Below are 23,511 nucleotides of genomic sequence, written 5' to 3' on the forward strand. Positions count from 1 at the left end.
GTGTCGAATCCGAAAGAAGGGAACGAACCGATGACCAAGAAGATGCTGACAGGTGTGGCGTTCGGCGCGCTGATGGCGGCCTCCGTGCCGGCCTCCGCCGAGATCGTGATCGGGGCCGCCGGCCCGATGACCGGCCAGTACGCCTCCTTCGGCGAGCAGTTCCGCCTCGGCGCCGAGATGGCGGTGGAGCAGATCAATGCCGCCGGCGGCGTCAACGGCGAGATGCTGCGCCTCGTGATCGGCGACGACGCCTGCGATCCCCGCCAGGCCGTGAACGTCGCCAACCAGTTCGTGGGCGAGGGCGTGGTCTTCGTGGCCGGCCACTTCTGCTCCGGCTCGTCGATCCCGGCCTCGGCGGTCTATTCCGAGGAGGGCATCATCCAGATCTCCCCGGCCTCGACCAACCCGGCCTTCACCGACGAGCGTCCCGGCCCGGGCATCTATCGCGTCTGCGGCCGTGACGACAAGCAGGGCGTCGTGGCGGGCAGCTACCTCGCGGAGAACTTCCCCGAGGGCAACGTCGCCATCCTCCACGACCGCACGGCCTACGGCCAGGGCCTCGCGGAAGAGACCCGCAACGCCATGACGGCGGCGGGCGTCGAGCCGACCATGTTCGAGGCCTACACGCCGGGCGAGCGCGACTACTCGGCGCTCGTGTCGCGCCTGAACGCCGAGGGCATCGGCGCGGTCTACATCGGCGGCTACCACACCGAGGCCGGCCTCATCCTGCGCCAGATGCGCGAGCAGGGCCTCGAGGCGCAGATGGTCTCCGGCGACGCGCTCGTCACCGACGAGTTCTGGTCGATCACCGGCGATCTCGGCAACGGCGTCATGATGACCTTCTCGCCCGACCCGCGTAAGTACGAGTCGGCCGCCGAGGTCGTCGCCGCCTTCGAGGAGAAGGGCGTGAACCCGGAGGGCTACGTCCTCTACACCTACGCCGCGATCCAGGCCTGGGCCGACGCGGTCGAGGCCGCCGGCTCGACGGACTTCGACGCGGTCGTCTCCGCGCTCGACGAGAACACCTTCGACACGGTTCTCGGCCAGATCGACTTCAACGAGGTCGGCGATCCGACCGAGGCGAACTACGTCTGGTACGTCTGGGAAGACGGCACCTATCGCGAGATGTGATCGGGTGCGGGCCTCGCGCCCGCTCTCGTTCCCCTCGACCGGGAGCCCCCGCGCCACCGCGCGGGGGCTTTCGCGTTCTCGGTCCGGTGTCGCGCGTCAGAGCAGGCTCGACCAGGGCAGAAACCCGACGACGTCGCCCGCGGCGATGGCGGTCGTGTCCTCCGGAAGCTCCACCAGCCCCGCGGTCTCCGTCAGCGAGGTGACGACGCCCGCCCCCTCGCGCGGGTGCTTGAGGGCCATGAGGCCGCCCGCCCCGTCCGGCGCGAGCGCACAGCGCACGTATTCGCGCCGCCCCGCCTTCTTGCGATAGGCGAAGCCGGATCGCACCGGGAAGGCGAGGGGGCGCCGCCAGGTCTCGCCGGCGAGCCGCGCGATCAGAGGGCGCGCGAGCATGGCGAAGGTCACGAGCACCGCGGCCGGGTTCCCCGGCAGGCCCACGAAAGCCGTGCCGCCGACGACGCCGAGCGCCACCGGCCGCCCGGGCTTGATTCCAACCCGCCAGAAGGTGAGCGCGCCGGCCGCCTCCACCGCCGCCTTGACGTGATCCTCCTCCCCCGTGGAGACGCCCCCCGAGGTGACGAGGAGGTCGACGTCCCCCGCGGCCGCGGCGAGCGCATCGCGCACCGCGTCCCGACCGTCCGGCAGGATGCCGAGATCGCGGGGCTCGCAGCCGGCCCGCGCGGCCAGCGCGAGGAGCATGGCGCGATTGGCGTCGTAGAGCTGCGCGGGCCCGAGCGGGCTCCCCGGCGCGACGAGCTCGTCGCCGGTGGAGAAGATGCCCACCCGCAGGCGTCGGCGAACCGCGACCTCGGACAGGCCGAGCCCCGCGAGGAGGGCGAGGTCGCGCGGCGAGAGGCGATGGCCGGCGCCCAGCACGCGCGCCCCCGCCTCCACGTCCTCGCCCGCGCGCCGCGCGTTGGCGCCGCGCGAGAGGCCCGCGGGCAGGACGACGTCGCCCTCCTCGCGCACGGCGTCCTCCTGCATGAAGACCGTGTCGAAGCCCTCCGGCATGGCCGCGCCCGTGAAGATGCGCACGGCCGATCCCGCGCCCGGCACGGCGCCCGCCGCAGCGCCGGCGGGGAGGCGTCCCGCCACCGGCAGGCGCGTCTCGGCGCCCGGCGTGAGGTCGGCGAAGCGCACGGCGTAGCCGTCGACGGCGGAGTTGAAGAAGGGCGGCAGCGGGATCGGCGCGCCGATGTCGTCCGCGAGCACGCGTCCGTCGGCGGCGAAGAGCGGGACATTCTCCACGCCGACCACCGGCGAGAGGCGCGCGGCGACGAGCGCGCGCGCCTCGTCGAGCCGCATCAAGGCGCCGCCGAAGGCGAAGCAATCATTGGAGAGCTGGGCCATCCGCGCCGTCCGCCTCGTATCGGTCTAGATCTCGTCGTCTCGTCGCTTCGGCCGTGCGAGCGTCATCACGGGGGCCTGGAGCGCGGGCAGGAGGGTGTCGCGTTCCTCCCCGTGGCGCAAGACCGCGTCGGCGATCGCCTCGACGTCGTCGAGGTCGATCACGGGCACGATGGCGTCGGGCAGGGGTACGTCGCTCGCGACCGCACGCACGGATGCGAGCGTTCCGTGCAGCGGCGGCGCGCCGTTGGCCGCGCGATGCACGGCGATCTTGGGATGCGCCCAGCCCTTCCAGCCCTCGACGAGGACCACGTCCGCCGGCGAGAGCCGGGCGAGCAGCGCGCCGAGGGAGGGCTCGGGCTCGTCGGGGGCGAGCTCGCGAACGAGGGCGACGCGCCGGCCCGAGGCCACCAGCACCTCGCGGCCGCCGGCATCGCGATGCAGGCGGCTGTCCTTGCCGGGCTGATCGACGTCGAAGCCGTGGTGGGCGTGCTTCATGGTCGCGACCGTGAGGCCGCGCCCGGCGAGCGCCGGGATCAGCTTCGTCACGAGCGTGGTCTTGCCCGCGCCGCTCCAGCCGGTGATGCCGATCACGCGCATGCGCGAACCCCGCTCGCGAGCATCTGCTCGGGAACGTTACGCCCACGCTCCCCGTTGAGGCGCCACACACGCCGAACGGAGGGATTTCCCATGAACGGCATCATCTACGCGGTCGGTCTCGTCGTCATCGTGATCGCGATCCTGTCGCTCGTCGGCTTCGTCTGAGACGAGCGGGTGAGACCAGCACGGGCGGCGGCTCCGGTGGGCCGCCGCCCGGCTGCTGTTCCGGACGGGGCTCTCGGGCGCCTCCGATCACCCCCCGCCTTTCGGGCCCTTGAGGTCCTTCAGCTTGTCGAAGGGCGAGACCTCCTCGTCCTCGATCACCGGGTCGAAATCGACGCCGGGCTTCCTCGGATAGGGATCGAGTCCCAGCGCCAGGAATTCCGCGGTCAGCGCGCCCAGGTCGATCTTGCCGTCGATGATCTCGTCGGGCGGATCGATCTCGCGCAGGGCCGCTTCCTCCTCCGTCGTCGGCTCGCTCGCGGGCGCGAAGTCGACGTCCACCTCCTCGACGATCTCCGCCTCGAAGGGCTCGAGCGTGACGACGCAGGTCTGCACCACGCGTCCGCGCACCGTCCCGGTGACGCCGGCGCGCTTGGCGTCCCCCGACACCCGGAACTCGCCGAGCAGCGCATGGATCGCCGGCAGCTTGAAGGCGCGCGCCAGCGCCTCGCGCTCGGCCTCGCTCGCCTCCACGCGCACGACCTCGCCGCGCCCCGGCAGGCGATCGACGGAGACGAGGCGGGAGAGGGGGAGGGTGTCTTCGCTCATCGTGTCTCTCCTGGCGGGTTCGCCGGCACGTCGTCGGCCGCGTCGCCCGCCTCCAGGGTGGGAAAGATCGGGCCGTCGGCGAGGATCGCGTCGAGATCCTGGCCCTTCAGCCCGGCTTCCGCGTCGAGCGCGTAAGCGGCGAGGCGCCGCGCGGGTTCCTCGCCGCCGGTGACGTTGCGCTGGAGCGACACCGCGAGCGCCTCGAGGTCGCGCGCGTCGAGCAGCGGATCGTAGGCGCGGGCGCGCCCGTAGAAGGCCTCCGCCAGCGTCTTCATCTTCTTGGGCACCGCGAGGTCGCCCACGCCCATCTCGCGCAGCGACAGGTCCAGCGCGCGAAACAGCGCGTCCGCGAGATCCTGGTTCACGTCCGCGGCGGGGGCGGGGAGGGTGCGCAAGTGCCGGAAGGTGAGGATGACGTGCAGGGAGAGGCATTCGAAGCGCCCCTCCACGGTGTCGGGCACCTCGGCCTCCGTATAGAGGCCCGGCTGGCGCGACGCTTGCGCGATGCGCGTGTACAGGCTCTCGACGAGCTCGCGGCGCGGGTCGCGCCGGAAGAAACGCAGGATCATCGGCCTCGCTCGGGTTGTCGCGCCTTGCCAAAGGGTCTAGGTCGGGGATAAGCCTACTCGCCGGCGCGGCGCAAGCTTCCTCGTGCCGCATCCCGAGCCCGGACACCCCGAACATGCGTTTCGACGAGCGTCATCCCGCACCGCAGATCAGCCGCCGCGGCCTCCTGCGCCTCGCCGCCGCCGGCGCAGCCGCGAGCCTCGCCGCCGGCTGCACGCAGACGATCGCGCCGATGTCCGAGGACTTCCAGCGCGGCTACATCCTCGACGAGGCCGCGCTCGAGCAGGTGACGCCGGGCATGGGCGCCCAGCAGGTGCTGGAGCTCATGGGCACGCCCTCCACCGTCTCCACGGTGGGGAACCAGTCCTGGTACTACATCAGCCAGACGGCGCGGCGCCGCGCGGCCTTCATGCGCCAGGAGGTCGTCGACCAGCGCGTCGCGGCGATCTACTTCACGCCCCAGCTGCGCGTCGAGCGCAAGGCGCTCTACGGGCTGGAGGACGGCGTGATCTTCGACTTCATCTCCCGCGAGACGCCCACCGGCGGCGCCGAGCAGAGCTTCGTGCGCCAGCTCTTCCGCGGCGTGACGAGCTGGAATCCGCTCGTCGGCGGCGGCAGCTGAGCGGACGCGCCTCGCGCATTCCGCCTTCCCTTGACATCCCACCGCCCGCATGAATGGTGCGCGCGGTCCAATTCCCGTGAACGAGGGTCGATCCATGACCGCCCCCAACCCCGCCGAGACGTCGATGCATCGCTATCGCTCCCACACCTGCGCCGGCCTGCGCGAGAGCGACGTGGGCGCGACCGTGCGCCTGTCCGGCTGGTGCCATCGCATCCGCGACCATGGCGGCGTGCTCTTCATCGACCTGCGCGACCATTACGGCATCACCCAGATCGTCGTGGACCCCGACAGCCAGGCGTTCAAGACGGCGGAGAGCTGCCGCTCGGAATGGGTGATCCGCGTCGACGGCCGGGTGAAGAAGCGCCCCGCCGGCACCGAGAACGCGGACCTGCCGACGGGGCAGATCGAGGTGTACATCACCGATCTCGAGGTGCTGGGCGCCGCGGCCGAGCTGCCGATGCCCGTCTTCGGCGATCAGGACTATCCCGAGGACATTCGCCTCAAGTACCGCTTCCTCGACCTGCGTCGCGAGAAGCTGCACCAGAACATCATGAAGCGCGGCAAGATCATCGATTCGATCCGCGCCCGCATGAAGGGGCAGGGCTTCTTCGAGTTCCAGACGCCGATCCTCACGGCCTCCTCGCCCGAGGGCGCGCGCGACTTCCTCGTGCCCTCGCGGCTCCATCCGGGCAAGTTCTACGCGCTGCCGCAGGCGCCCCAGCAGTTCAAGCAGCTCGTCATGATGTCGGGCTTCGACCGCTACTTCCAGATCGCGCCCTGCTTCCGCGACGAGGACGCCCGCGCCGATCGCTCTCCGGGCGAGTTCTACCAGCTCGACGTCGAGATGAGCTTCGTCACGCAGGAGGACGTGTTCCAGGCGGTCGAGCCCGTGCTGCGCGGCGTGTTCGAGGAATTCGCGGACGGCAAGCGCGTGACGCCGGTCTTCCCGCGCATCCCCTACGCTCAGGCGATGCTCGAGTACGGCGTCGACAAGCCGGACCTGCGCAACCCCATCCGCCTCGCCGACGTGACCGAGCTGTTCGCCCGCGAGGACGTGACCTTCAACGCCTTCAAGAACATCGTGAAGCACGGCGGCGTCGTGCGCGCCATCCCCGCGCCCGGCGCGGGCGGGCAGCCGCGCTCGTTCTTCGACAAGCTCAACGACTGGGCCCGCTCCGAGGGCGCTGCCGGGCTCGGCTACGTGATCTTCGAGGAGGAGGGCGGCGCCCTCGTCGGCAAAGGGCCGATCGCGAAGTTCATCCCCGCCGAGGTGCAGGGGCTGATCGCGCAGGCCGCCGGTGCGAAGGCGGGCGACGCGGTGTTCTTCTCCGCCGGCGACAAGGGCAAGGCGGTGGCGCTCGCCGGCAAGGCGCGAATCCGGCTGGGCGAGGAGCTCGGCCTCATCGACGCGGACCAGTACGCCTTCTGCTGGATCACCGACTTCCCGATGTACGAGTGGGACGAGGAGAACAAGAAGGTCGAGTTCTCCCACAACCCGTTCTCCATGCCCAACTACGATCTCGACGCGTTCCAGGCGCTCGACCCCGCCGATGCCGACGAGATCCTCGGGATCACCGCGTTCCAGTACGACATCGTCTGCAACGGGATCGAGCTCTCGTCGGGCGCCATCCGTAACCACCGCCCCGAGATCATGCGCAAGGCCTTCGGGCTCGCGGGCTACGGCGCGGACGTGCTCGAGGCGAAGTTCGGCGGCATGCTGCGCGCCCTCTCGCTCGGCGCCCCGCCCCACGGCGGCATCGCGCCGGGTATCGACCGCATCGTCATGCTTCTGTGCGGCGAGCAGAACCTGCGCGAGGTCGTGCTCTTCCCCATGAACCAGAAGGCCGAGGACCTTCTCATGGGCGCGCCCTCCGAGGTCACGGCGAAGCAGCTGCGCGAGCTGCACATCCGGCTCAACCTGCCGGAGTGATCGCGACCAGCGAGGGGCGGAGACGATCGGGGTCCGTTGGGCGTTTACCCGACGCTCAGCGGCCCCTATCATCCTGGGCAACGAGAATCACGACGGGAGCGCGTCGCAATGAATGCGAGCTTGCAGCACCTCATCTCCCTCGCGAGCAAGGTCCGCATGACGGATCAGCAGCAGGAAGAGCAGCGTCGGAGCTTCGCTTATGGCACGACGCATATTGAAAATGAAACCGTAACACGTGATATGGTCGACCGCGCTGCAGATAAGCTGAAGAGCGGTCAGAATGTCGAGCCGGCACAGCGAAGCCGATGAGCCCAGCCTCGTCACCGACCCGAGGCTGATCGGACAGATCGAATCCGAGAACGCCCTCGCCCAGTACGACGAAGCGATGTCGCTTTTGGAGCGGAAGCTCGCCACGGGTGAGCGCCGCATCCGCCAATACGAGATACTCTCTCTTCATCGCACGCTCATGGACCGCATCAGCGCCTCGGCGGGCAATTTCCGGCCCGCGGGCGTCAAGATCCGAGGCAGCGCACACGAGCCGCCGAGGGCGGACGAAGTCCCGCGCCATGTCGAGGAGCTGTGCGACTACGTCAACGAGAATTGGGAGCGCCGGACGTCGCTCCACCTCGCGTCCTATGCTCTCTGGCGCATCAATTGGATCCATCCCTTCGCCGACGGGAACGGGCGTACGGCTCGCATCGTCTCGTACCTGATCCTCTGCCTGCACAGCGGAACGAGGCTCCCGGGCACGCTCACCATTCCCGAGCAGATCTCGCGCAACAAGGCCCCTTATTACGCCGCGCTCGAGCATGCGGATGCGCGATCGGTCGCTGGTGACGTCGACGTCTCTCATCTGGAGGACCTCGTAAGCAAGTGCCTCGCGACTCAGCTTCTCGATTTCTACCAGAAGGTCAGCGGCCAGCCGGTCGGGGCGAACCTCGACGCGCAGACGCGGCACGAGCTCGACCGCGTTCTCGCGACCGTGGAGAAGCCGGCGAGCTTTGCTGCGGGGCCGGCCGAGCCGATTGTCGTCGACGAGGCGTCACGGCGCGGGATCATCGGATGGTTCGAGAAGCACCCCGCCATCACGGCGGGGCTCGCCGCGTTGCTCGCTGCGCTCATCCTCGGCACGTTCACGCTGCTCGCGGGCTGAACCGTCAGCGTCCCTCCTCCAGCCGCCGGCCCAGCTCCTCGAACGCGTCGCCGAGCGCGCGGCTGCTCTCGCGCAACGTGCGTTCGAAGCTCTCGCTCAGGCGGATGTCCGATTCCGGGCAGTCCGGGACGCCCTCCGCCCGCAGGCGCGGCGTGATGCCGGTGCCGGGCGCCACGAGATAGGCGCAGCCCGTGTCCGGATCGGTCCAGATGAAGGGATCGGCCTCGGTCTGCTGGGCGAGCGCGGGCGACGACGAGAGTGCGAGCAGGGCGGCGGCGGCGATCGTGCGGCGCATCGTGTCCTCCGGGTGGGTATGCGGTTGGGAGGGGTAACGCCCGGGCCGCGGACGTCGATCCCCGTTCCGGAACCGCTCGCCCCCACCGGTCCGCTTCGCGGCCCACCTCTCTGCGGGGAGGTATCGAGCGCGGCCGGCGCTCACGCGGCGCGGGAGAGGACGTGGCCGCCGTTCAGGGGGAGGTGGACCATGACCACCGTCCCGATCGAGACCTGCGAGCGGATGCGCAGCGAGCCTCCGTGGAGCTCGGCCAGCGACTTGGCGATGGCGAGCCCCAGCCCGGAGCCCTGGTAGGTCTTGGAATATTCCATCTCGACCTGCTCGAACGGGCGACCGATACGCTTCATCGCCTCGCTCGGGATGCCGATGCCGGTGTCCTCGACATAGACGTTGACCGCATCGCCCACGAGGCGGCTGCGCACCACGATGCGGCCGTGCTCGGGGGTGAACTTCACCGCGTTCTGCAGGAGGTTGACCAGGATCTGCTGGAGCGCGCGCTCGTCGGCGTGGAGATGCACGTCGGCCTGTGCGTCGACGACGAGGGCGAGGTTCTTGGCGCGGGCGAGCTCGGCGACCATGCGCGTCGCGCGATCCACCACCTCGGGCAGGACGACGTCGCGCTTCTCGAGCATGATCCGCCCCGCCTCGATGCGCGACATGTCGAGGATGTCGTTGATGACCGAGAGCAGGTACTCGCCCGACGAGCGGATGTCCTTGCAATAATCGCCGTATTTCGGCGAGCCCAGCGCACCGAAGACGCCCTGCTCCATCACCTCGGCGAAGCCGATGATGGCGTTGAGGGGCGTGCGCAGCTCGTGGCTCATGTTGGCGAGGAACTCGGACTTGGCGCGGCTCGCGCCCTCGGCCTCGGCCTTCTGCTCGAGGTAGCGCTCGGCTAGGTCGGCGAGCTGCTGGGCCTGCGCCTCGAGCTTCTGGCGGGACACGCGCAGGTCCGCGACCGTCTGCTTGAGCCGCCGCTCGCTCTCGAGCAGGCGCTCCTCGTGGCGCTTGAGCGTGGTGATGTCGGTGCCCACCGAGACGTAACCGCCGTCGTTGGTGCGGCGCTCGGAGATCTGCAGCCAGCGCCCGTCGGCGAGCTCCGCCTCGAAGGTGCGTGCGCCGTGCTCGGGGCGCTCCTCGCGCAGGATCTCGTGGGCGACGATGGGCTGGCGGCCCGAGCGCATCACTTCTGCATAGGTGCGGCCCGGCGCGGCGATGTCCGGCGTGAGGTCGTGCAGGCGGCGGAACTTGGAATTGCACAGCACGAGCCGGTTGTCCGCGTCCCACAGCACGAAGGCCTCGGAGATCGCGTCGACGGCGTCGCGCAGGCGGATGTCGGCGGCCGCGCTCGCCTCGGCGAGGCGGCGCTGCTCGGTGATGTCCACGGCGATGCCGACGAGGTGGCAGCCGTCGTCGTCGCGGTCCTGGACGAGCTCGGCGCGGGCCCGCAGCCAGACCCAGGCGCCGTTGACGTCGCGGATGCGGAACTCGTGATCGACGATGGTGGCGCGCGAGGCGGCGAGCTCGTCGGCGAGCGCGTAGAAGTCGCTGTCGTCGGGGTGGATCATGGCGTTCACGTCGCCGAAGGACATGAACTCGTCGGCGCGGGTGTAGCCCAGCAGCTCGTACATCGAGTCCGACCAGTAGATCCGCCCGCGGGCGATGTCCCAGTCCCACAGCCCGCAGCGGCCGCGGGAGAGGGCCGAATCGATGCGCCGGGAGACCTTCTCGCAGACGTTGTCGGCGGCGCGCGCGCGGTTCGCCTGGAGGAAGTAGGCGGCGCCGAGACCCGCCAGCACGACGATGGTTGCGGCGAGCAGCGTCATCTGGCCCGACGAGCGGGCGCGCCAGGGCGCGAGCACGGCGTCGACGGGCTGGACGAGGGCGATGCGCAGCGCCGGCGCGTTCTCCACGGTGCGAACCGTGGCGATGGCTTCCGAGCCGTCGGGCCGCAGGATCGTCATGACGCCGGCGCGATCGGCGAAGGCGGAGAGGGGCTGCGCCTCGCCGAGCACCTCGACGAGGGTCGCGGGAAGCATGGGCTGGGGCGGGTGGGCCGCGAGGATCGCACCCTCGGCGTTCGCCGCCAGCAGCACCCGGCCCCGGATGAGCGTCGCCTCTGGAAGATCCGCCGCGACGGCGAGGAGGCCCGCCTCGATGCGCTCGCGCTCGGCGGTGGCGCCGAGGCGCGCGAGGTCGAGCGCCGCGAAGCTCGCGATGACGTCGATCTCGATCGCCGCCTTGGCCAACGCCTCGAGACGCCCGTCCCGGGACTGCATCCAGGCGCTCGTGACGAGCGCGCCGAGGAAGAAGACGAGCAGGATGGGAACGGCGAGCCGCAGCCAGGGGTCGGCTCGATCGAGCCGGCCCAGCGCCGGATGCCCCAGGGAGCGTGCGACGCCCAATATCGTTCCCGCGCGCGCAGCAGCGCACGTGGTGTCTGCACCTGCCATAATGCAGACTCCCCCTCAGGTTCCGTTGACGTCTCGTTCGGGGAGACGTGCCGCATCTACCCGAATCGGTAACAATAGAATCGTGTTCGCGAAATTTGTCCAGGGTCGCCGTTCAGAAACACTTAACTTTTTCAATCCGGCCGCTGCCGTTACGAACACGTTTTGTTCTTGTGCATGCGCGAGACCATGGAATCCACGCTTGCGACCGGTGAATCGTTGCGACGGGAGAGACCGCGCGTACGGCGCCGTTCACGCCTCGTCCGGCCTCTGCATCCACTTGATGAGCGGCAGGACCGGGACCACCCACACGAGGCCGAGCAGCATGTAGACGACGGCCTGGCCGATGCCGGGAAGCTCGGCGATGCGGCTGTCGGCCAGCGTCATCGCGACGGGGCCGTAGATCATCACGAACAGGATGATGACGATCGTGCCGATGAGCTTGCGGGTCCGCTGCGTCATGTGTCTTCGTCCAGGCCGCGGGTGCGGCGTTGCGTGGGCTGGCGCGGGGCGCGCGCACCCTCTATGTGCGGCGAAAGACCGAGGATCAAGCGCGCGGACTGACGCGGCCCGTGCGCAGCGAGAGTTTCGATGCCGGGAATGACCACGCTCGCCGCCGCAAGCCCTTCCGCCGCCCCCTCTGCCGACGCCGACGGCCGCCTCGCCGCCGCCGTGCGCACCTGGGTGTGGACCCTCGTCCTCCTCGTCGTCGCCATGGTCGCCGTCGGCGGCGCGACGCGGCTGACCGGATCGGGCCTCTCGATCACGGAATGGAAGCCCGTCACCGGCGCGCTGCCGCCGCTCTCGCACGAGGCGTGGCTCGCGGAGTTCGAGAAGTACCGGCAGATCGACCAGTATCGCCTGCTCAATGCCGGCATGAGCCTCGCCGAGTTCCAGTTCATCTACTGGTGGGAGTGGGGACACCGGCAACTGGGGCGCCTGCTCGGCGTGGTCTTCTTCATTCCGCTGATCTTCTTCTGGCTGAAGGGCGCGGTGACGACGCGCCTCGCCGGCGGCCTCCTCTTCATCGGCGCGCTGGGCGGGCTCCAGGCGACCGTCGGCTGGATCATGGTGGCGTCGGGGCTGGAGCCCGGCATGACGGCGGTGGCGCCGATCAAGCTGACCGCGCACCTCACCATCGCGAGCGTGATCCTCGCGCTCCTCGCCTGGGTGGCGACCGGCCTCTCGACCCGCGAGCGCGCGCCCGTCTCTCCCGCGCTCGCGCGCGGCGCGAAGATCCTGGTGGCGCTCGTCTTCCTGCAGATCGCGCTCGGCGGCCTCGTCGCGGGCTCGCGGGCGGGCTTCACCTTCAACACCTGGCCGCTGATGGACGGCGGCTTTTCCCCGCCGCTCGCGACCCTGTTCGCCGTCGATCCGCTGATCGAGAACTTCGTCGACAACGTCGCGCTCGTGCAGCTGAATCACCGTCTCGTGGCCTACGCGCTCCTCGCCTTCGCGATCTGGCACGCGGTCCAGGCCTGGCGGGCAGGGCCCGCGACGTCGGCGGCGAAGCGCGCCGTCGCCCTCGCGGGGCTGACGAGCGCGCAGGCCGTGCTCGGCATCGTGACGCTGCTGCTCGTCGTGCCGCTCTGGGCGGGCCTCGCCCACCAGGTGCTGGCGATGATCCTGCTGATCATGGCCGTGGCGCACCTGCGCGCTGCGCGGGACGCGCGCGCGGGCTGAGCGCGTCAGCCCAGCCGCCGCGCGAGGAAGCCCGTCACCGCGTCGGCGAACACGTCGTTGGCGTCGCCCGCGACCATGTGGCGGGCCTCCGCCACGTCGACGAATTCCGCATCGGGGGCCATGGCGAGGAAGTCCTTTGCGGCCTCGGGCGTGACGAGCTCGCTCGAGCCGCCGCGCACGAGCAGCGTCGGCACGCAGAGCGTGCGGGTCGCGTGGTGGAGGCGCGCTTCCGCGTGCTCCCAATCGGCATTGACGGAGGCGGGGCCGTCGAGGAAGGCGGGGTCCCAGTGCCAGCGCCAGCGTCCGTCCTCGCTGAGCCGCAGGTTCTTGCGCAGCCCGTCGAGCGAGCGCGGGCGCGGGCGGTGGGGGAGGTAGGCGGCCACCGCGTCGGCGGCCGCCTCGATCGAGGCGAAACCCTCGCGGGCGTGGGCTCGCATGAAGCCCTGGATCTTGTCGACGCCGCGCGGGTCCATCCGCGGAACGATGTCCACTAGGACGAGACCTCGGAAGGGCGCGTCGGCCCCCGCCGGCGTCTCGCCGAGCGCGAGCAGCGAGGCGATGCCGCCGAGCGACGCGCCGATCGCGACGGGCACGTCGCCCTCCCGCGCCAGCGAGCGGCCCACATGAGCCGCGTCCGCCGCGAAGGCGAGGAAGGAATAGGCGCCGTCGGGCGCGCGCTCGCTGTCGCCGTGACCGCGCTGGTCGAGGCACAAAGCCCGCCAGCCCTCTGCGGCGAGGCGCTTCGCCGTCTCCTCCCAGGCGTGACGCGTCTGCCCGCCGCCATGGAGGAGAAGGACCGAGCGCGGGCCTTCGCCGAAGACGCTCGCGACGAGGCGGTTCCCGGCGGCGCCGGTGAAGGCGAGGGTCCCCGCGATCACGGCCGCGCCTCCAGGAAGGCCAGCACGCCGGCCTTGTGGGTCTTGTCGCCCACCGCGAGATTGTGGTCGCGGCCTTCGATGTCGAGCGCCTGCGCGGCCGGGATCAGCGCCGCGAGCGCCGGCCCGGAGCCTGCGACGTCGTCCTTCGTGCCGACCGAGACGAGGACGGGCGGGCGCAGCGAGGCGACCTCCTCGCGCGTCAGCGTCTGGCGCGAGCCGCGGATGCAGGCGGCGAGCGCCCGCAAATCGCTCTTCGTCTGCTCGGCGAAGGCGCGGAACATGCGCTGCATGGGGTCGGTGAGGACGTCGAGGGAGGGCGCCTCCATGGCGTCCGCGATACCCAGCGGCAGGCCCACGCCCTCGACGAGATGGATGCCGAGCCCGCCCAGCAGCGCCGCGCGCACGCGCTCGGGCGCGGCGAGCGCGAGATGCGCGGTGATCCGCGCGCCCATGGAATAGCCCATCACGTCGGCGCGCTCGAGGCCGAGATGGTCCATCAGGTTCAGCACGTCGCGCGCCATCACCAGAGAACCGTAGGCCTCCGGCTCGTAGAGCTTCTCGCTCGCCCCGTGGCCGCGATTGTCGAGCGCGATCACGCGCCGCCCGGCATGCGTCAGCGTCTTCGTCCACATCGTGTTGACCCAGTTCACCGCGTGGTTCGAGGCGAAGCCGTGGACGAGGACGATCGGCTCGCCGCGATCCTCGCCCGTGGGGGCGAGGTCGAGATAGGCGATCTCGACGCCGTCGGAGGAGAAGGTCTGCATCGGGTCCGGTGGGGCTGGTTGCGGGGGCGCGAGGGTAGTGCGGGGAGCGCGCGAGGGCAATTCGCGCAAAAGCGCGGCCGGGGGTGGACATCCGGGCTTACGCCGCTAGCCTCGCTTTCATCATAGGAGACCCGAATGGACGCCACCACCTCCGCCAGCGCCGTGCGGCGCGACGAGGCCGCGACCGAGCGCCTCGTCGCCTGGATCCAGGACGAGCTGCAGACCCATCGCCCCGCCTACGAGACCGCGCGCGTCGTCGCGGCACGGCTCGGTGCGCACCGCGCCGGCGACGTCTGCGAGGTCGTGTTCTGGGCCCCGGAGCTGCTCGAGCGGCGCGTGCCGGAGGGCGACGTCTTCATCGAGGTGCTCGACCCGGAGGAGGATCTCGTCCTCTCCCGCGCCCGTCAGACAATGGCCTTCCACCGCACCCGCGTGCCGATCACGCGCATCGAGAACTACTGCGTCGCGGCCATCTCCGGCATGCGTCCGGGCACGCGCGAGGCGATCGGCAGCTTCTATTCGCTGGTCTGGCGCGACGCCGAGAACACCTGGACGCGGATCTACGATCCGCTCGCCGCCTCGCTGCCCTTCGGCGTGTTCGCGCCGGCGGAGTATTACGACGTCGAGGCGATGCTCGCCGCGCGCACGGACGCGGCCTATTGGGCGGCTCTGCCCGAGGGAGACCCCGTCAAGCTGGGGCCGGCGACGAACATCCTGCAGATCCACGCGCCCACGGCGACTTCCTCGATGACCCTGGCAGGCCTGACGCGCCACATCGAGACGCTCGCGGATCGCGTGCGTCACGACGTGCCGCTCGCGCCCGCGGACCGCATCTTCCTCGGCTACGAGGCGATCCAGCTGCTGCCCGTCGAGCCCACCACCGTCTACGAGGCGGGGCCCGCCTTCTGGGCCGAGGAGGACACGCCCGACGGAGAGCCCGAGGACGACGCGCGGCTCGTCGTCGACCTGCGCCGTCCCGACACGACGAACTGGGGCTACGATATCGTCATCTCCGGCATGGCGGCGGTGAACCCGGCGCTGCTCGAGACGGGGCGCCCCGACGAGCTCGTCGATCTCGCCTGCGCGCTGCACAACTTCCCCGGACGCCCCAAGAAGCTCGTCTTCGACGTCGTCTTCGGGCATTCGGACAATCAGGGCCTCGACGTCCTCAGCTACCATTACTTCGCCGGGCCGAACATGTACGGCCAGAACGTCAACTATCGCAACCCGATGGTGCGGGCGATCCTGCTCGAGATGCAGCGGCGCAAGGTGAATTACGGCGCGGACGCCGTTCGCGTCGACGGCGCCCAGGACTTCAAGTGGTGGGACGCGGACGCGCAGGTGCTGCGCCACGACGACGAGTATCTCCAGGAGATGTCCGACGTCGTGCAGGAGGTGGCGGGGCGCCGCTATCGGCCCTGGTTCATCTTCGAGGACGGCCGGCCCTGGCCCGAGGAGGATTGGGAACTGTCCTCCACCTACCGCGCCGTGATCGAGAGCCAGCGCGACGACGACGTCTTCCAGTGGGGCCCGCTGACCTTCGCCCACAACACGCCGTTCCTCTATACGTTCTGGCTCACCAAGTTCTGGCGCATCGAGGAGATCCTGCGCCACGGGCAAAACTGGATCTCGGGCTGCGCCAACCACGACACGCTCCGGCGCGGCACGCAGATCAACCCCAAGCTCAACATCAACACGCGTCTCGGCGACACGCGCATGGAGATCCTCGACAAGGCCTACGACCATCCCGCCGTGCAGATGCTCACCTACGCCGCCTTCCCGGGCGTGCCGATGGACTTTCTCAACGCGATGGCGCGGGCCTCCTGGGGCTTCATCCGCAACCAGGACGATCGCTGGGGCGTGAAGATCGTGGCGGAGGAGGCGGTCTCGCTCGGCTGGCAGGTGGACGACTACACCTATTCGCTGCCGGGCTCGTTCACGCGCCTCAAGGACCTCGGCTTCTCCGACCGCGACGGGCTCGATCGCTTCTTCCGCATCGTCACGGCGCTGGTCGACGTCACCGACTACGATCTCGACGTGATGGCCAAGCTGTTGAACGAGGTCGACCCGCCGCTCGAAGGTCCATCGCCCTTCACGGCGCGCATGCTCAAGACCATCGCACGCGCGTGGATGGACGACATGCACGACTATTGCAACGTCTCGAAATACCTCGACAGGCTGGGCGAGGCGCATACGGAATACATGCTGGCCTTGCGCGAGTTCCGCATCGCGCGGCCGTGGCTGCGCGGGGCGCTGGGGCCGAGCGACCATTTCGACTACCAGGCCCCGACGCGTGGCTCCGTCGCGTTCCGCTCCCTGCGGCACGGGCCCGACGGCGAGCAGGTCTTCGTCGTCGCGCATCTGGAGGGCAAGCCGCTCCTCGGCCTCTCGCCGACGGAGCTGCCGATCCCGGGCCTCGATGGCGGCGGCTGGGAGGTCGCGCTCGCGACGCCGCCGATCGGTGCGGATTACAGGGGCGGGCCGATCGACCTGCACGACAGCATGGCCGTGCTGTTCACGCGCCGGCGCGGCTGAGGGCTCGCGCGCGCCGTCTCACGGGACGGCGCGTCCGCGCGCCGCCTCGAGCAGCGCGAACCAGTCCTGCCGCTCCATCTCGACGGCGTCGGCGGCGGCGAGCTCGCCGATGCGCGACAGGCTCGTCGTGCCGAGCACCGGCACGGGGCGCACGGGCAGGCGCAACAGCCAGGCGATGGCGAGCGGGCCCGGCCCGGCGAGCGAATACTTCTCGCACAGCTCCGCCATGGTGCGTCCCAGCGCGCCCTCCGGCGGGCTCGCGAACAGCCGCCCGCCGCCCAGCGGCGACCAGATCATCGGCGCGATGCGCTCCGCCTGCAGATGATCGAGGATGCCGCTCTCCAAGGGCTCGGTGTGCAGGACCGAGAGCTCGATCTGGTTCGTCACCAGCGGGAAGGGCAGGCGCGAGGCGAGGAGACGCATCTGCTCGACCGTGTGGTTCGAGACGCCCGCATGCGCGATCTTGCCCTCGGCGACGAGAATCTCGAGCGTGCGCGCCACCTCGTCGGCGTCCATCAAGGGGTCTGGGCGGTGGAGCAGCAGCACGTCGATGCGCTCCACCCCGAGCGCCGCGAGCGAGCGCTCCACCGAGGCGCGGATATGCGCCGCGCTGGTGTCGTAGTGCTTCACCCGGTTGCCCGGCCGGGCCGAGGAGACGAGAGCGATGTCGCACTTCGTCACGATCTCCATGCGGCCCTTCAGGGCGGGGTCGAGCCGCAGCGCGTCCCCGAACAGCGCCTCCACCTGGTACTGGCCGTAGATGTCGGCGTGGTCGAAGCTGGTGATGCCGTGCTCGAGGCAGGTTTCGATCATGCGCACGAGCCCCTGGGGCTCGGCCAGCGCGGCGGCGTCGCGCGCGCGCCACGCGCCCCAGACGAGACGCGAGAGCGTCGGGCCGTTGGGATGGAGCGCTCGGCGCGAGACCGTGTGGGGCGAGACCATCAGAGCACCTTTTCCTGTCGTCGCGCCCGAGCTATCGGCCCGGGACGCATCCCGCAACCCCGCAGCCGCATCTCGCCCGGGCGGGCCGCTTGCCGGGACGTGGAAATTTCCCGTAAGCCTTGCGACGAGGGAGGAACGCCCATGCAGCTCGTCGCCATCTCGGAGGAGCGGCCGGGAAACCGCTGGCTCGCGCGCTTCGAGGCGCTCTGGCCGGGCTATCGCGCCTGGATGGGCGATGCGGCCTTCGATCCGCCGCTCGCGACGCGGCGTGCGGCGCTCGCGCGGCACATGCCCGAGCTCGTGGCGCTCCACGATCACCTCTGCGGCCTCCTCGGCGACGATCCCGCCGCCCACGCCTTCCTCACGGGCTGGGCGCCGCCCCCCGTGATCACCGGCTGCTCCGTCGCGATCTCGCCCGAGGAGGAGCCGGTGATGATCCGCAATTACGACTTCACCTCCGATTTCTACGAGGGCACGCTCCATCACGGCCGCTGGAGCGGCGGCCCGAGCGTCATCGCCTCGAGCGAGGCGCTCATCGGCGCGCTCGACGGCATGAACGACGCCGGCCTCGCGGCCGCGCTCACCTATGGCGGGCGGCCGGTCCACGGCGAGGGCTTCGGCAATCCCTGGCTCGTGCGCTACGTGCTGGAGACCTGCGCGACGGTGAAGGAGGCGCTCGCGGCGCTCACCCGCATTCCCTCGGTCATGGCGACGAACATCGTCGTGCTCGATCGCGGCGGCGCGCATGCGGTGGCGATGCTCGCGCCCGATCGCGAGCCGGTGGTGCTCGATCGGCCGGTGGTCACCAACCACCAGGTCGCTCCCGAGCATCCGGCGGGGGATGCGCAGAGCGAGACGGTGCTGCGCTGCGATGTCCTCACCCGCCTGCGGGAGGCTCGCGGCACGACGCGCGCGGATCTCCTCGCGGCCTTCCTGCGCCCGCCGGTCCTGCGGAGCGACTATGCAGGCGTGATGGGAACCTTCTACACGGCGGTCTATCGCCCCGCCGCGGGCGCCGTCGACTACGTCTGGCCCGATCGCCCCGCCTGGGCGCAGAGCTTCGCACGCTTCGAGGAGGGCGCGCGCGAGATCCCGGGCTGAGCCCGCCCTTCACGCCTTCCAGAAGCCGGGCGTGAACAGGATCAGCACCGTGAACAGCTCGAGGCGCCCGAGCAGCATGGCGAAGGCGAGCACCCATTTCGCCGCGTCCGGCAGGGGCGCGAAATTGCCGGCGGGTCCGATGATCGGCCCGAGCCCCGGCCCGACGTTCGAGAGCGCCGTCACCGAGGCGCTGATGGCGGTGACGAAGTCGAGCCCGATCGCCATCAGGACGAGGGTGATCAGGCTGTAGCAGATGAAGAACAGCGAGAAGAACACGACGACGGAGGAGACCACGTCGTCGGGCAGCGGCCGCCCCGCATAGGTGCGCGGGAAGACGCCGTGCGGGTAGATCAGCCGGCGGAAATGCGAGCGCAGCATCTGCGCCATGATCTCGAAGCGGAAGATCTTCATGCCGCCCGAGGTCGAGCCGGTGCAGCCGCCGATGAAGGTCAGCGCGAAGAAGGCGCCCACCGCGAAATTGCCCCAGACGAGATAGTCCGTCGAGGCGTAGCCCGTCGTCGTCACCACGGAGACGACGTTGAAGGCGGCATGGCGGATCGCTTCCGCCTCCTCGTAGCCGCGGGTCGCCACGAGCCAGCCCGACAGGATCGCCGTCACCCCGACGAGCAGCGCGAGGAGGGTGCGCACCTGGCTGTCGCGGAAGATCTCGGCCTCGCCGCGCATGAGGCGCACGTAGAGGACGAAGGGCAGCGCCCCCGCCAGCATGAAGACCGTCGCGATCCACTGCGTCGCCGGCCCGAACCCGCCCATGGACAGGTCGGTCGTGGAATACCCGCCCGTCGAGACCGTGGTCAGCGCGTGCGCCACGGCGTCGAAGGGCGTCATCTCCACGCTCCAGTAGAGCACGGCGCACACGAACGTGAGCGCCACGTAGACCGCGCCGATGGCGGCGGCGATGTCGCGCACGCGCGGCAGGACCTTCTCTGAACGGTCCGAGCTCTCCGTGCGGAAGAGCTGCATGCCGCCCACCCCCAGCGCGGGAAGGATCGCGATGGCGGTCGCGATGATGCCGATGCCGCCGAGCCATTGCAGGATCGCGCGCCACAGGAGCACGCCCGGCGGCGCGGAATCGAGGCCGACGATCACGGTCGAGCCCGTCGTGGTGAGGCCCGACATGGATTCGAAGAAGGCGTCGGTGAAGCTGTCGCGCAGCTGCGCGTAATCAGAGAAGTAGAGGGGCAGGGCCGCGAACAACGCCACCGCCGTCCATGAGGCGGGGGTGAGCACGAAGGCCTGGCGGATGCTCAGCCCGCCCTCCAGCCCGCCGCGCCCCAGCGCCATCATCAGCGCGCCCGCCGCCGCCGTGACGAGGGCGGAGATCGCGAAGGCGCGCCAGTCCGGGTTTTCGACCCACAGATCGACGGCCATGGGAAGCGCCATCGTCGCCGCGAGCGCGACGAGCGTCCCGCCCACGAGCGAGGCGACCGGCTTCAGGCCGGGTATGGCGAATCCGAGACGTCTCGATCGGGCTGTCATGGCGGCGCTTCCATTGCACGTTCCGCGCGTCCTGTCGCGTTGGCGCGGACACGGACACGGCAACGCTCGCCGGCGCAGATCGCTCCGCGCGCACGGCGCGGCTGGCGCCGGGCGGGCACGCGCGCCATATCGAGGCGAGAGACCCCGAGCCCCCACGAGGATTTCGCGCCGATGGCCCGCATCATTTCCCCGGATACCGCCTCTGCGGAGGCGAGCGCCGGCGCGCCCTCCGCATCTTCTGACGGCGAGGGCGCGGCTCCTCGCAAGCCCGCGCGCGTCCTCGTCCTCGTCAACCCGCACAGCCGGCGGGGCGCGGACTGCATGCACGACGTCGCTGCCGCGCTCGAGGCGCACGGCATCGCGGTCGTGCTCGAGACCTTCTCGGCCGCCCGCGAAGTCTCCGACGACATCCGCCGGCTCGCGCCGGGGATGGATGCGGTGATCGTCTGCGGCGGGGACGGCACGATCAACGCGGCGCTTCCCGGCATCCTGGAGACGGGCCTGCCGCTCGGGGTCGCGCCCTGCGGCACTGCCAACGATTTCGCCCGCACGCTCGGCCTGCCGCCGGACCCCGTCGCCGCCATGAGCGCGATCGTCGGCGGGCGCACGCACCGCATCGATCTGGGCGTCGTGAACGGCCGCCCCTTCCTCAACGTCGCCTCGATCGGCCTCTCGGTGGATCTCGCCAAGGCCCTTTGCAAGCGCCGGAAGCGGATCTGGGGGCGGCTCGCCTATGCCCTCGCGGCGCTCGGCGTGGCGTTTCGCGCCCGGCCGTTCACCGCGACGATCCTCTCGGCCGAGGGCGAGGCGCGGGCGAAGACCTACCAGGTGGCCGTCGGCAACGGGCGCTTCTACGGCGGCGGCATGGTGGTGGAGGAGACCGCGACCATCGACGATGGCACGCTCGATCTCTACAGCCTGGAGATGAAGAACGTCTGGCGGCTGGTGCTGATGCTGCGCTGCTTCGCCAAGGGCGCGCACGGCGCCTGGGCGGACGTGCGCACGCAGCGCGGGGTGGATTTCGAGGTGCGCACGCGCAAGCCCCGCCACGTCAACGCCGACGGCGAGATCGTGGCGACGACGCCCGCGCGCTTCTCCATCCTGCCCGAGGCGATCTCGGTCTTCGTGCCGTGATCGCCGGGGGCGAGGGCCGGCGCCGGCTCAGACGTGCTGGCCGCCGTTGATGTGGAGCTCCGCGCCGTTCACGTAGGAGCTCTGGTCCGTGCACAGGAAGTAGATGGCGCGCGCCACCTCGTCCGTCGTGCCGAGCCGGCGCATGGGGATCTGCTCGACGATCTTGTCCGTGCCGGGCGAGAGGATCGAGGTGTCGATCTCGCCGGGCGAGATGGCGTTGACGCGCACGCCCAGCGGCCCGAAATCGCCGGCGAGCTCCCGCGTCAGCGCCGCGAGCGCGGCCTTCGACGTCGCGTAGGCGGCGCCCGCGAAGGGGTGCACGCGCGAGCCGGCGATCGAGGTGACGTTCACGATCGAGCCCTTGGCGCGCACGATCTCGTCGCGCAGGCCCTGCGCCAGCAGCATCGTGGCGAACAGGTTCACCTGGAAGACGTGCGCCCAGGTGTCGAAGGAGGTCTCGAGCGCGTTCAGCCGCGCGCCGCCGGGGCCCTTGGGCGAGATGCCGGCATTGTTGACGAGCGCGTGCAGCATCGAGCCTTCCATCTCCAGGCGCGTGCGCACGTCGACGATGGCGCGCACGGTGTCCTCCGCGCTCGACAGGTCGACCTGGAGATGGTCCTCCGGGCCCATGGCCCAGGGGCAGTTCTCGGGGAAGGCGTGGCGCGACGCGGTGATGACGCGCCAGCCGGCGGCGGAGAAGCGCTTGACCGTCGCGTGGCCGATGCCGCGGCTGGCGCCGGTCAGCAGCATGACGCGTCGGGGCGCGTTGGAGATACGGGTTTCTGGCACGGGAGCCTCGCGGGAATTCGTCGGCGGAAACTAGCACGGAACGAGGTCGCTGCCACGCGATCCCCGCATGCATCCGCGCACGAAGGCGCGAGCGGCCGCGCGATCGGCGCACCTCACCAGGTGCGGTCGGCCCAGAACTCCTCCATGGCGAGGTAGGTGTAGGAGGCCGACCAGCCGATCAGCACGAGGCCGTTGAGCGCCTCGATGCCGGAGAGGAGCCGCATCGGCCCCGTCGGGTAGAGGTCGCCGACGCCGAGCGTGGTGTAGCTCGTGAGCGAGAAGTACAGGAAATCCGCGAAGCCGCCCGTGAGCGCGCCTTCGAGGCGCCCGAGCCCGGCATGGTCGTGCATGGCCCAGTAGGCGAGGGCGTAGAGGGTGATCTCGACGAGATGCGCGACGAGCACCGCGCCGATGACGGCGACGACGCGGATCTGCCGGCGCAGGCGCAGCCGCGGAATGGCCCACGAGGCGCGCCGCAGGATCTCGTAATGGATGAGGACGGTGGCGCACACGAGCGCCGCCGCGATGGCGAGGGTGGGAAGCACGCGCGCGCCTCAGGCGATGGGCGCCGACGCCTTCGCGGTCGCGCCGATCTTGGAGGCGGCGATCACGGCCTGCGTGCGGCTCTCGACGCCGAGCTTCTGGAGGATCGCGGAGACGTGCGCCTTCACCGTCGCCTCCGAGACGCCGAGCTCGTAGGCGATCTGCTTGTTGAGGAGCCCCTCCGACAGCATCATGAGCACACGCACCTGCTGGGGCGTGAGCGTGGCCATGCGCTTGGCGATCTCGGCCGCCTCGTCGTCGTCGTCGGCCGTGAGATCGACGTCCGGCGGCGTCCAGCTGTCGCCGGCGAGCACCGCCTGCACCGCGGCGCCGATCTCGGCGGTGTCGAGCGATTTCGGGATGAAGCCCGAGGCGCCGAAGCCGATCGCCCGCCGGATGACGACCGGATCCTCGTTGGCCGAGACGATGACGACGGGGATGTCCGGGTGCTGGGCGCGCAGGTAGATGAGGCCCGAATAACCCTGGACGCCCGGCATCGTCAGGTCGAGGAGGACGAGGTCGACGTCCGACGTCGTGGCGAGCGTCGCGGTGAGCTCGTCGAGCCCGCCCGCCTCCACCACGTCCGGATCCTCCAGCACCGAGGTGACGGCCTGGCGCAGGGCGCCGCGGAAGAGCGGATGGTCGTCCGCGATCACGATCGTCGTTCGAGCCTTGTCCACGCGCACCTCCCCGAGCCCGTCGCGCGATCCGGCGGCAAGCCTGGCCGGGTCGCTTCCTCTTCGGGAAAGCGGAATTCGGCAGCCGGCGCAAGAGGGGAT

At 70.5% G+C, this 23,511-nt stretch carries 22 protein-coding genes and 1 pseudogene; 9 read left to right on the forward strand and 14 right to left on the reverse strand.

Annotation, left to right across the window (positions count from 1 at the left end):
- Window positions 1-30 precede the first annotated feature (30 nt).
- Window positions 31-1,131, forward strand: a complete 1,101-nt coding sequence (locus IEX89_RS20590) for a branched-chain amino acid ABC transporter substrate-binding protein (protein WP_188915146.1) — start codon at window positions 31-33, stop codon at window positions 1,129-1,131.
- 96 nt (window positions 1,132-1,227) lie between these two features.
- Here the strand turns inward: IEX89_RS20590 and IEX89_RS20595 are convergent, their stop codons facing one another.
- The 4 genes and pseudogenes from IEX89_RS20595 to IEX89_RS20610 all read right to left on the reverse strand — a co-directional run bounded on the left by IEX89_RS20595 (window position 1,228) and on the right by IEX89_RS20610 (window position 4,418).
- Window positions 1,228-2,481 carry a molybdopterin molybdotransferase MoeA gene (locus tag IEX89_RS20595; protein WP_188915147.1) on the reverse strand — a complete coding sequence of 418 codons (1,254 nt, stop codon included), beginning with the start codon at window positions 2,479-2,481 and terminating at the stop codon, window positions 1,228-1,230.
- A gap of 24 nt (window positions 2,482-2,505) precedes the next feature.
- Window positions 2,506-3,084: pseudogene (mobB, locus tag IEX89_RS20600) on the reverse strand (molybdopterin-guanine dinucleotide biosynthesis protein B); the annotation flags it as partial.
- 246 nt (window positions 3,085-3,330) lie between these two features.
- Window positions 3,331-3,849, reverse strand: a complete 519-nt coding sequence (locus IEX89_RS20605) for a YceD family protein (RefSeq protein WP_188915149.1) — start codon at window positions 3,847-3,849, stop codon at window positions 3,331-3,333.
- On the reverse strand, window positions 3,846-4,418 hold the full coding sequence (locus IEX89_RS20610; RefSeq protein ID WP_188915150.1) for a ubiquinol-cytochrome C chaperone family protein: 573 nt from the start codon (window positions 4,416-4,418) through the stop codon (window positions 3,846-3,848). Before IEX89_RS20610 ends, IEX89_RS20605 begins: the two co-directional genes overlap by 4 nt.
- A gap of 113 nt (window positions 4,419-4,531) precedes the next feature.
- Here IEX89_RS20610 and IEX89_RS20615 point away from each other — a divergent pair, with 113 nt between their 5' ends.
- The 4 genes from IEX89_RS20615 (at window position 4,532) to IEX89_RS20630 (ending at window position 8,121) form a co-directional block, all read left to right on the forward strand.
- The gene (locus IEX89_RS20615) at window positions 4,532-5,038 is read left to right on the forward strand and encodes an outer membrane protein assembly factor BamE (RefSeq protein ID WP_188915151.1); all 507 of its coding nucleotides are present in this window, start codon (window positions 4,532-4,534) and stop codon (window positions 5,036-5,038) included.
- 124 nt (window positions 5,039-5,162) lie between these two features.
- Entirely contained in the window at window positions 5,163-6,968 is a 1,806-nt protein-coding gene (aspS, locus tag IEX89_RS20620) for an aspartate--tRNA ligase (RefSeq protein WP_188915231.1), read from the forward strand.
- Window positions 6,969-7,076: 108 nt separating this feature from the next.
- Entirely contained in the window at window positions 7,077-7,277 is a 201-nt protein-coding gene (locus IEX89_RS20625; protein WP_188915152.1) for a hypothetical protein, read from the forward strand.
- Complete coding sequence (locus tag IEX89_RS20630) at window positions 7,249-8,121, forward strand: Fic family protein (protein WP_188915153.1); 873 nt, start codon at window positions 7,249-7,251, stop codon at window positions 8,119-8,121. The genes IEX89_RS20625 and IEX89_RS20630 overlap by 29 nt, the downstream gene beginning before the upstream one ends.
- Window positions 8,122-8,125: 4 nt before the next feature.
- Here the strand turns inward: IEX89_RS20630 and IEX89_RS20635 are convergent, their stop codons facing one another.
- From IEX89_RS20635 to IEX89_RS20645, 3 genes are all read right to left on the reverse strand, one after another.
- Complete coding sequence (locus IEX89_RS20635; protein WP_188915154.1) at window positions 8,126-8,416, reverse strand: hypothetical protein; 291 nt, start codon at window positions 8,414-8,416, stop codon at window positions 8,126-8,128.
- Between the two features lie 140 nt (window positions 8,417-8,556).
- Entirely contained in the window at window positions 8,557-10,821 is a 2,265-nt protein-coding gene (locus IEX89_RS20640; protein WP_244645613.1) for a PAS domain-containing sensor histidine kinase, read from the reverse strand.
- A 297-nt stretch (window positions 10,822-11,118) separates the two neighbouring features.
- Entirely contained in the window at window positions 11,119-11,328 is a 210-nt protein-coding gene (locus IEX89_RS20645; protein ID WP_188915156.1) for a DUF2842 domain-containing protein, read from the reverse strand.
- Window positions 11,329-11,466: 138 nt separating this feature from the next.
- Between IEX89_RS20645 and IEX89_RS20650 the strand changes: the two genes are divergently transcribed.
- Window positions 11,467-12,549: a COX15/CtaA family protein gene (locus IEX89_RS20650; RefSeq protein ID WP_188915232.1), complete on the forward strand. Its 1,083-nt coding sequence runs from the start codon at window positions 11,467-11,469 to the stop codon at window positions 12,547-12,549.
- Window positions 12,550-12,554: 5 nt separating this feature from the next.
- Here IEX89_RS20650 and IEX89_RS20655 read toward each other — a convergent pair whose 3' ends face one another.
- Window positions 12,555-13,427 (reverse strand): alpha/beta fold hydrolase, encoded by an 873-nt coding sequence (locus IEX89_RS20655; protein WP_188915157.1) that lies wholly within the window; start codon window positions 13,425-13,427, stop codon window positions 12,555-12,557.
- Window positions 13,424-14,191 carry an alpha/beta fold hydrolase gene (locus IEX89_RS20660; protein WP_188915158.1) on the reverse strand — a complete coding sequence of 256 codons (768 nt, stop codon included), beginning with the start codon at window positions 14,189-14,191 and terminating at the stop codon, window positions 13,424-13,426. Before IEX89_RS20660 ends, IEX89_RS20655 begins: the two co-directional genes overlap by 4 nt.
- Before the next feature lie 135 nt (window positions 14,192-14,326).
- Here IEX89_RS20660 and gghA point away from each other — a divergent pair, with 135 nt between their 5' ends.
- Window positions 14,327-16,726, forward strand: coding sequence for a glucosylglycerol hydrolase (gghA, locus tag IEX89_RS20665; RefSeq protein WP_188915159.1), 2,400 nt, complete (start codon window positions 14,327-14,329; stop codon window positions 16,724-16,726).
- Window positions 16,727-16,744: 18 nt separating this feature from the next.
- On the opposite strand, the gene IEX89_RS20670 is transcribed toward gghA, so the two are convergent.
- Window positions 16,745-17,668 (reverse strand): aldo/keto reductase, encoded by a 924-nt coding sequence (locus IEX89_RS20670; RefSeq protein ID WP_188915160.1) that lies wholly within the window; start codon window positions 17,666-17,668, stop codon window positions 16,745-16,747.
- Between the two features lie 141 nt (window positions 17,669-17,809).
- Here IEX89_RS20670 and IEX89_RS20675 point away from each other — a divergent pair, with 141 nt between their 5' ends.
- Window positions 17,810-18,769, forward strand: coding sequence for a C45 family autoproteolytic acyltransferase/hydrolase (locus tag IEX89_RS20675; protein WP_188915161.1), 960 nt, complete (start codon window positions 17,810-17,812; stop codon window positions 18,767-18,769).
- A gap of 9 nt (window positions 18,770-18,778) precedes the next feature.
- On the opposite strand, the gene IEX89_RS20680 is transcribed toward IEX89_RS20675, so the two are convergent.
- Window positions 18,779-20,266, reverse strand: coding sequence for a TrkH family potassium uptake protein (locus IEX89_RS20680; protein WP_188915162.1), 1,488 nt, complete (start codon window positions 20,264-20,266; stop codon window positions 18,779-18,781).
- Window positions 20,267-20,437: 171 nt separating this feature from the next.
- Between IEX89_RS20680 and IEX89_RS20685 the strand changes: the two genes are divergently transcribed.
- Window positions 20,438-21,400, forward strand: coding sequence for a lipid kinase (locus IEX89_RS20685; protein ID WP_188915163.1), 963 nt, complete (start codon window positions 20,438-20,440; stop codon window positions 21,398-21,400).
- A 27-nt stretch (window positions 21,401-21,427) separates the two neighbouring features.
- Here IEX89_RS20685 and IEX89_RS20690 read toward each other — a convergent pair whose 3' ends face one another.
- The 3 genes from IEX89_RS20690 to IEX89_RS20700 form a co-directional block, all read right to left on the reverse strand.
- Entirely contained in the window at window positions 21,428-22,150 is a 723-nt protein-coding gene (locus IEX89_RS20690; RefSeq protein WP_188915233.1) for an SDR family NAD(P)-dependent oxidoreductase, read from the reverse strand.
- Window positions 22,151-22,302: 152 nt separating this feature from the next.
- A complete protein-coding gene (locus IEX89_RS20695; protein ID WP_188915164.1) occupies window positions 22,303-22,734 on the reverse strand; it encodes a potassium channel family protein in 432 nt (143 codons plus the stop codon).
- A gap of 9 nt (window positions 22,735-22,743) precedes the next feature.
- Window positions 22,744-23,412: a response regulator gene (locus IEX89_RS20700; RefSeq protein WP_188915165.1), complete on the reverse strand. Its 669-nt coding sequence runs from the start codon at window positions 23,410-23,412 to the stop codon at window positions 22,744-22,746.
- Window positions 23,413-23,511 lie beyond the last annotated feature (99 nt).

This window comes from Salinarimonas ramus (genome assembly GCF_014645695.1).
Taxonomy (GTDB): domain Bacteria; phylum Pseudomonadota; class Alphaproteobacteria; order Rhizobiales; family Beijerinckiaceae; genus Salinarimonas; species Salinarimonas ramus.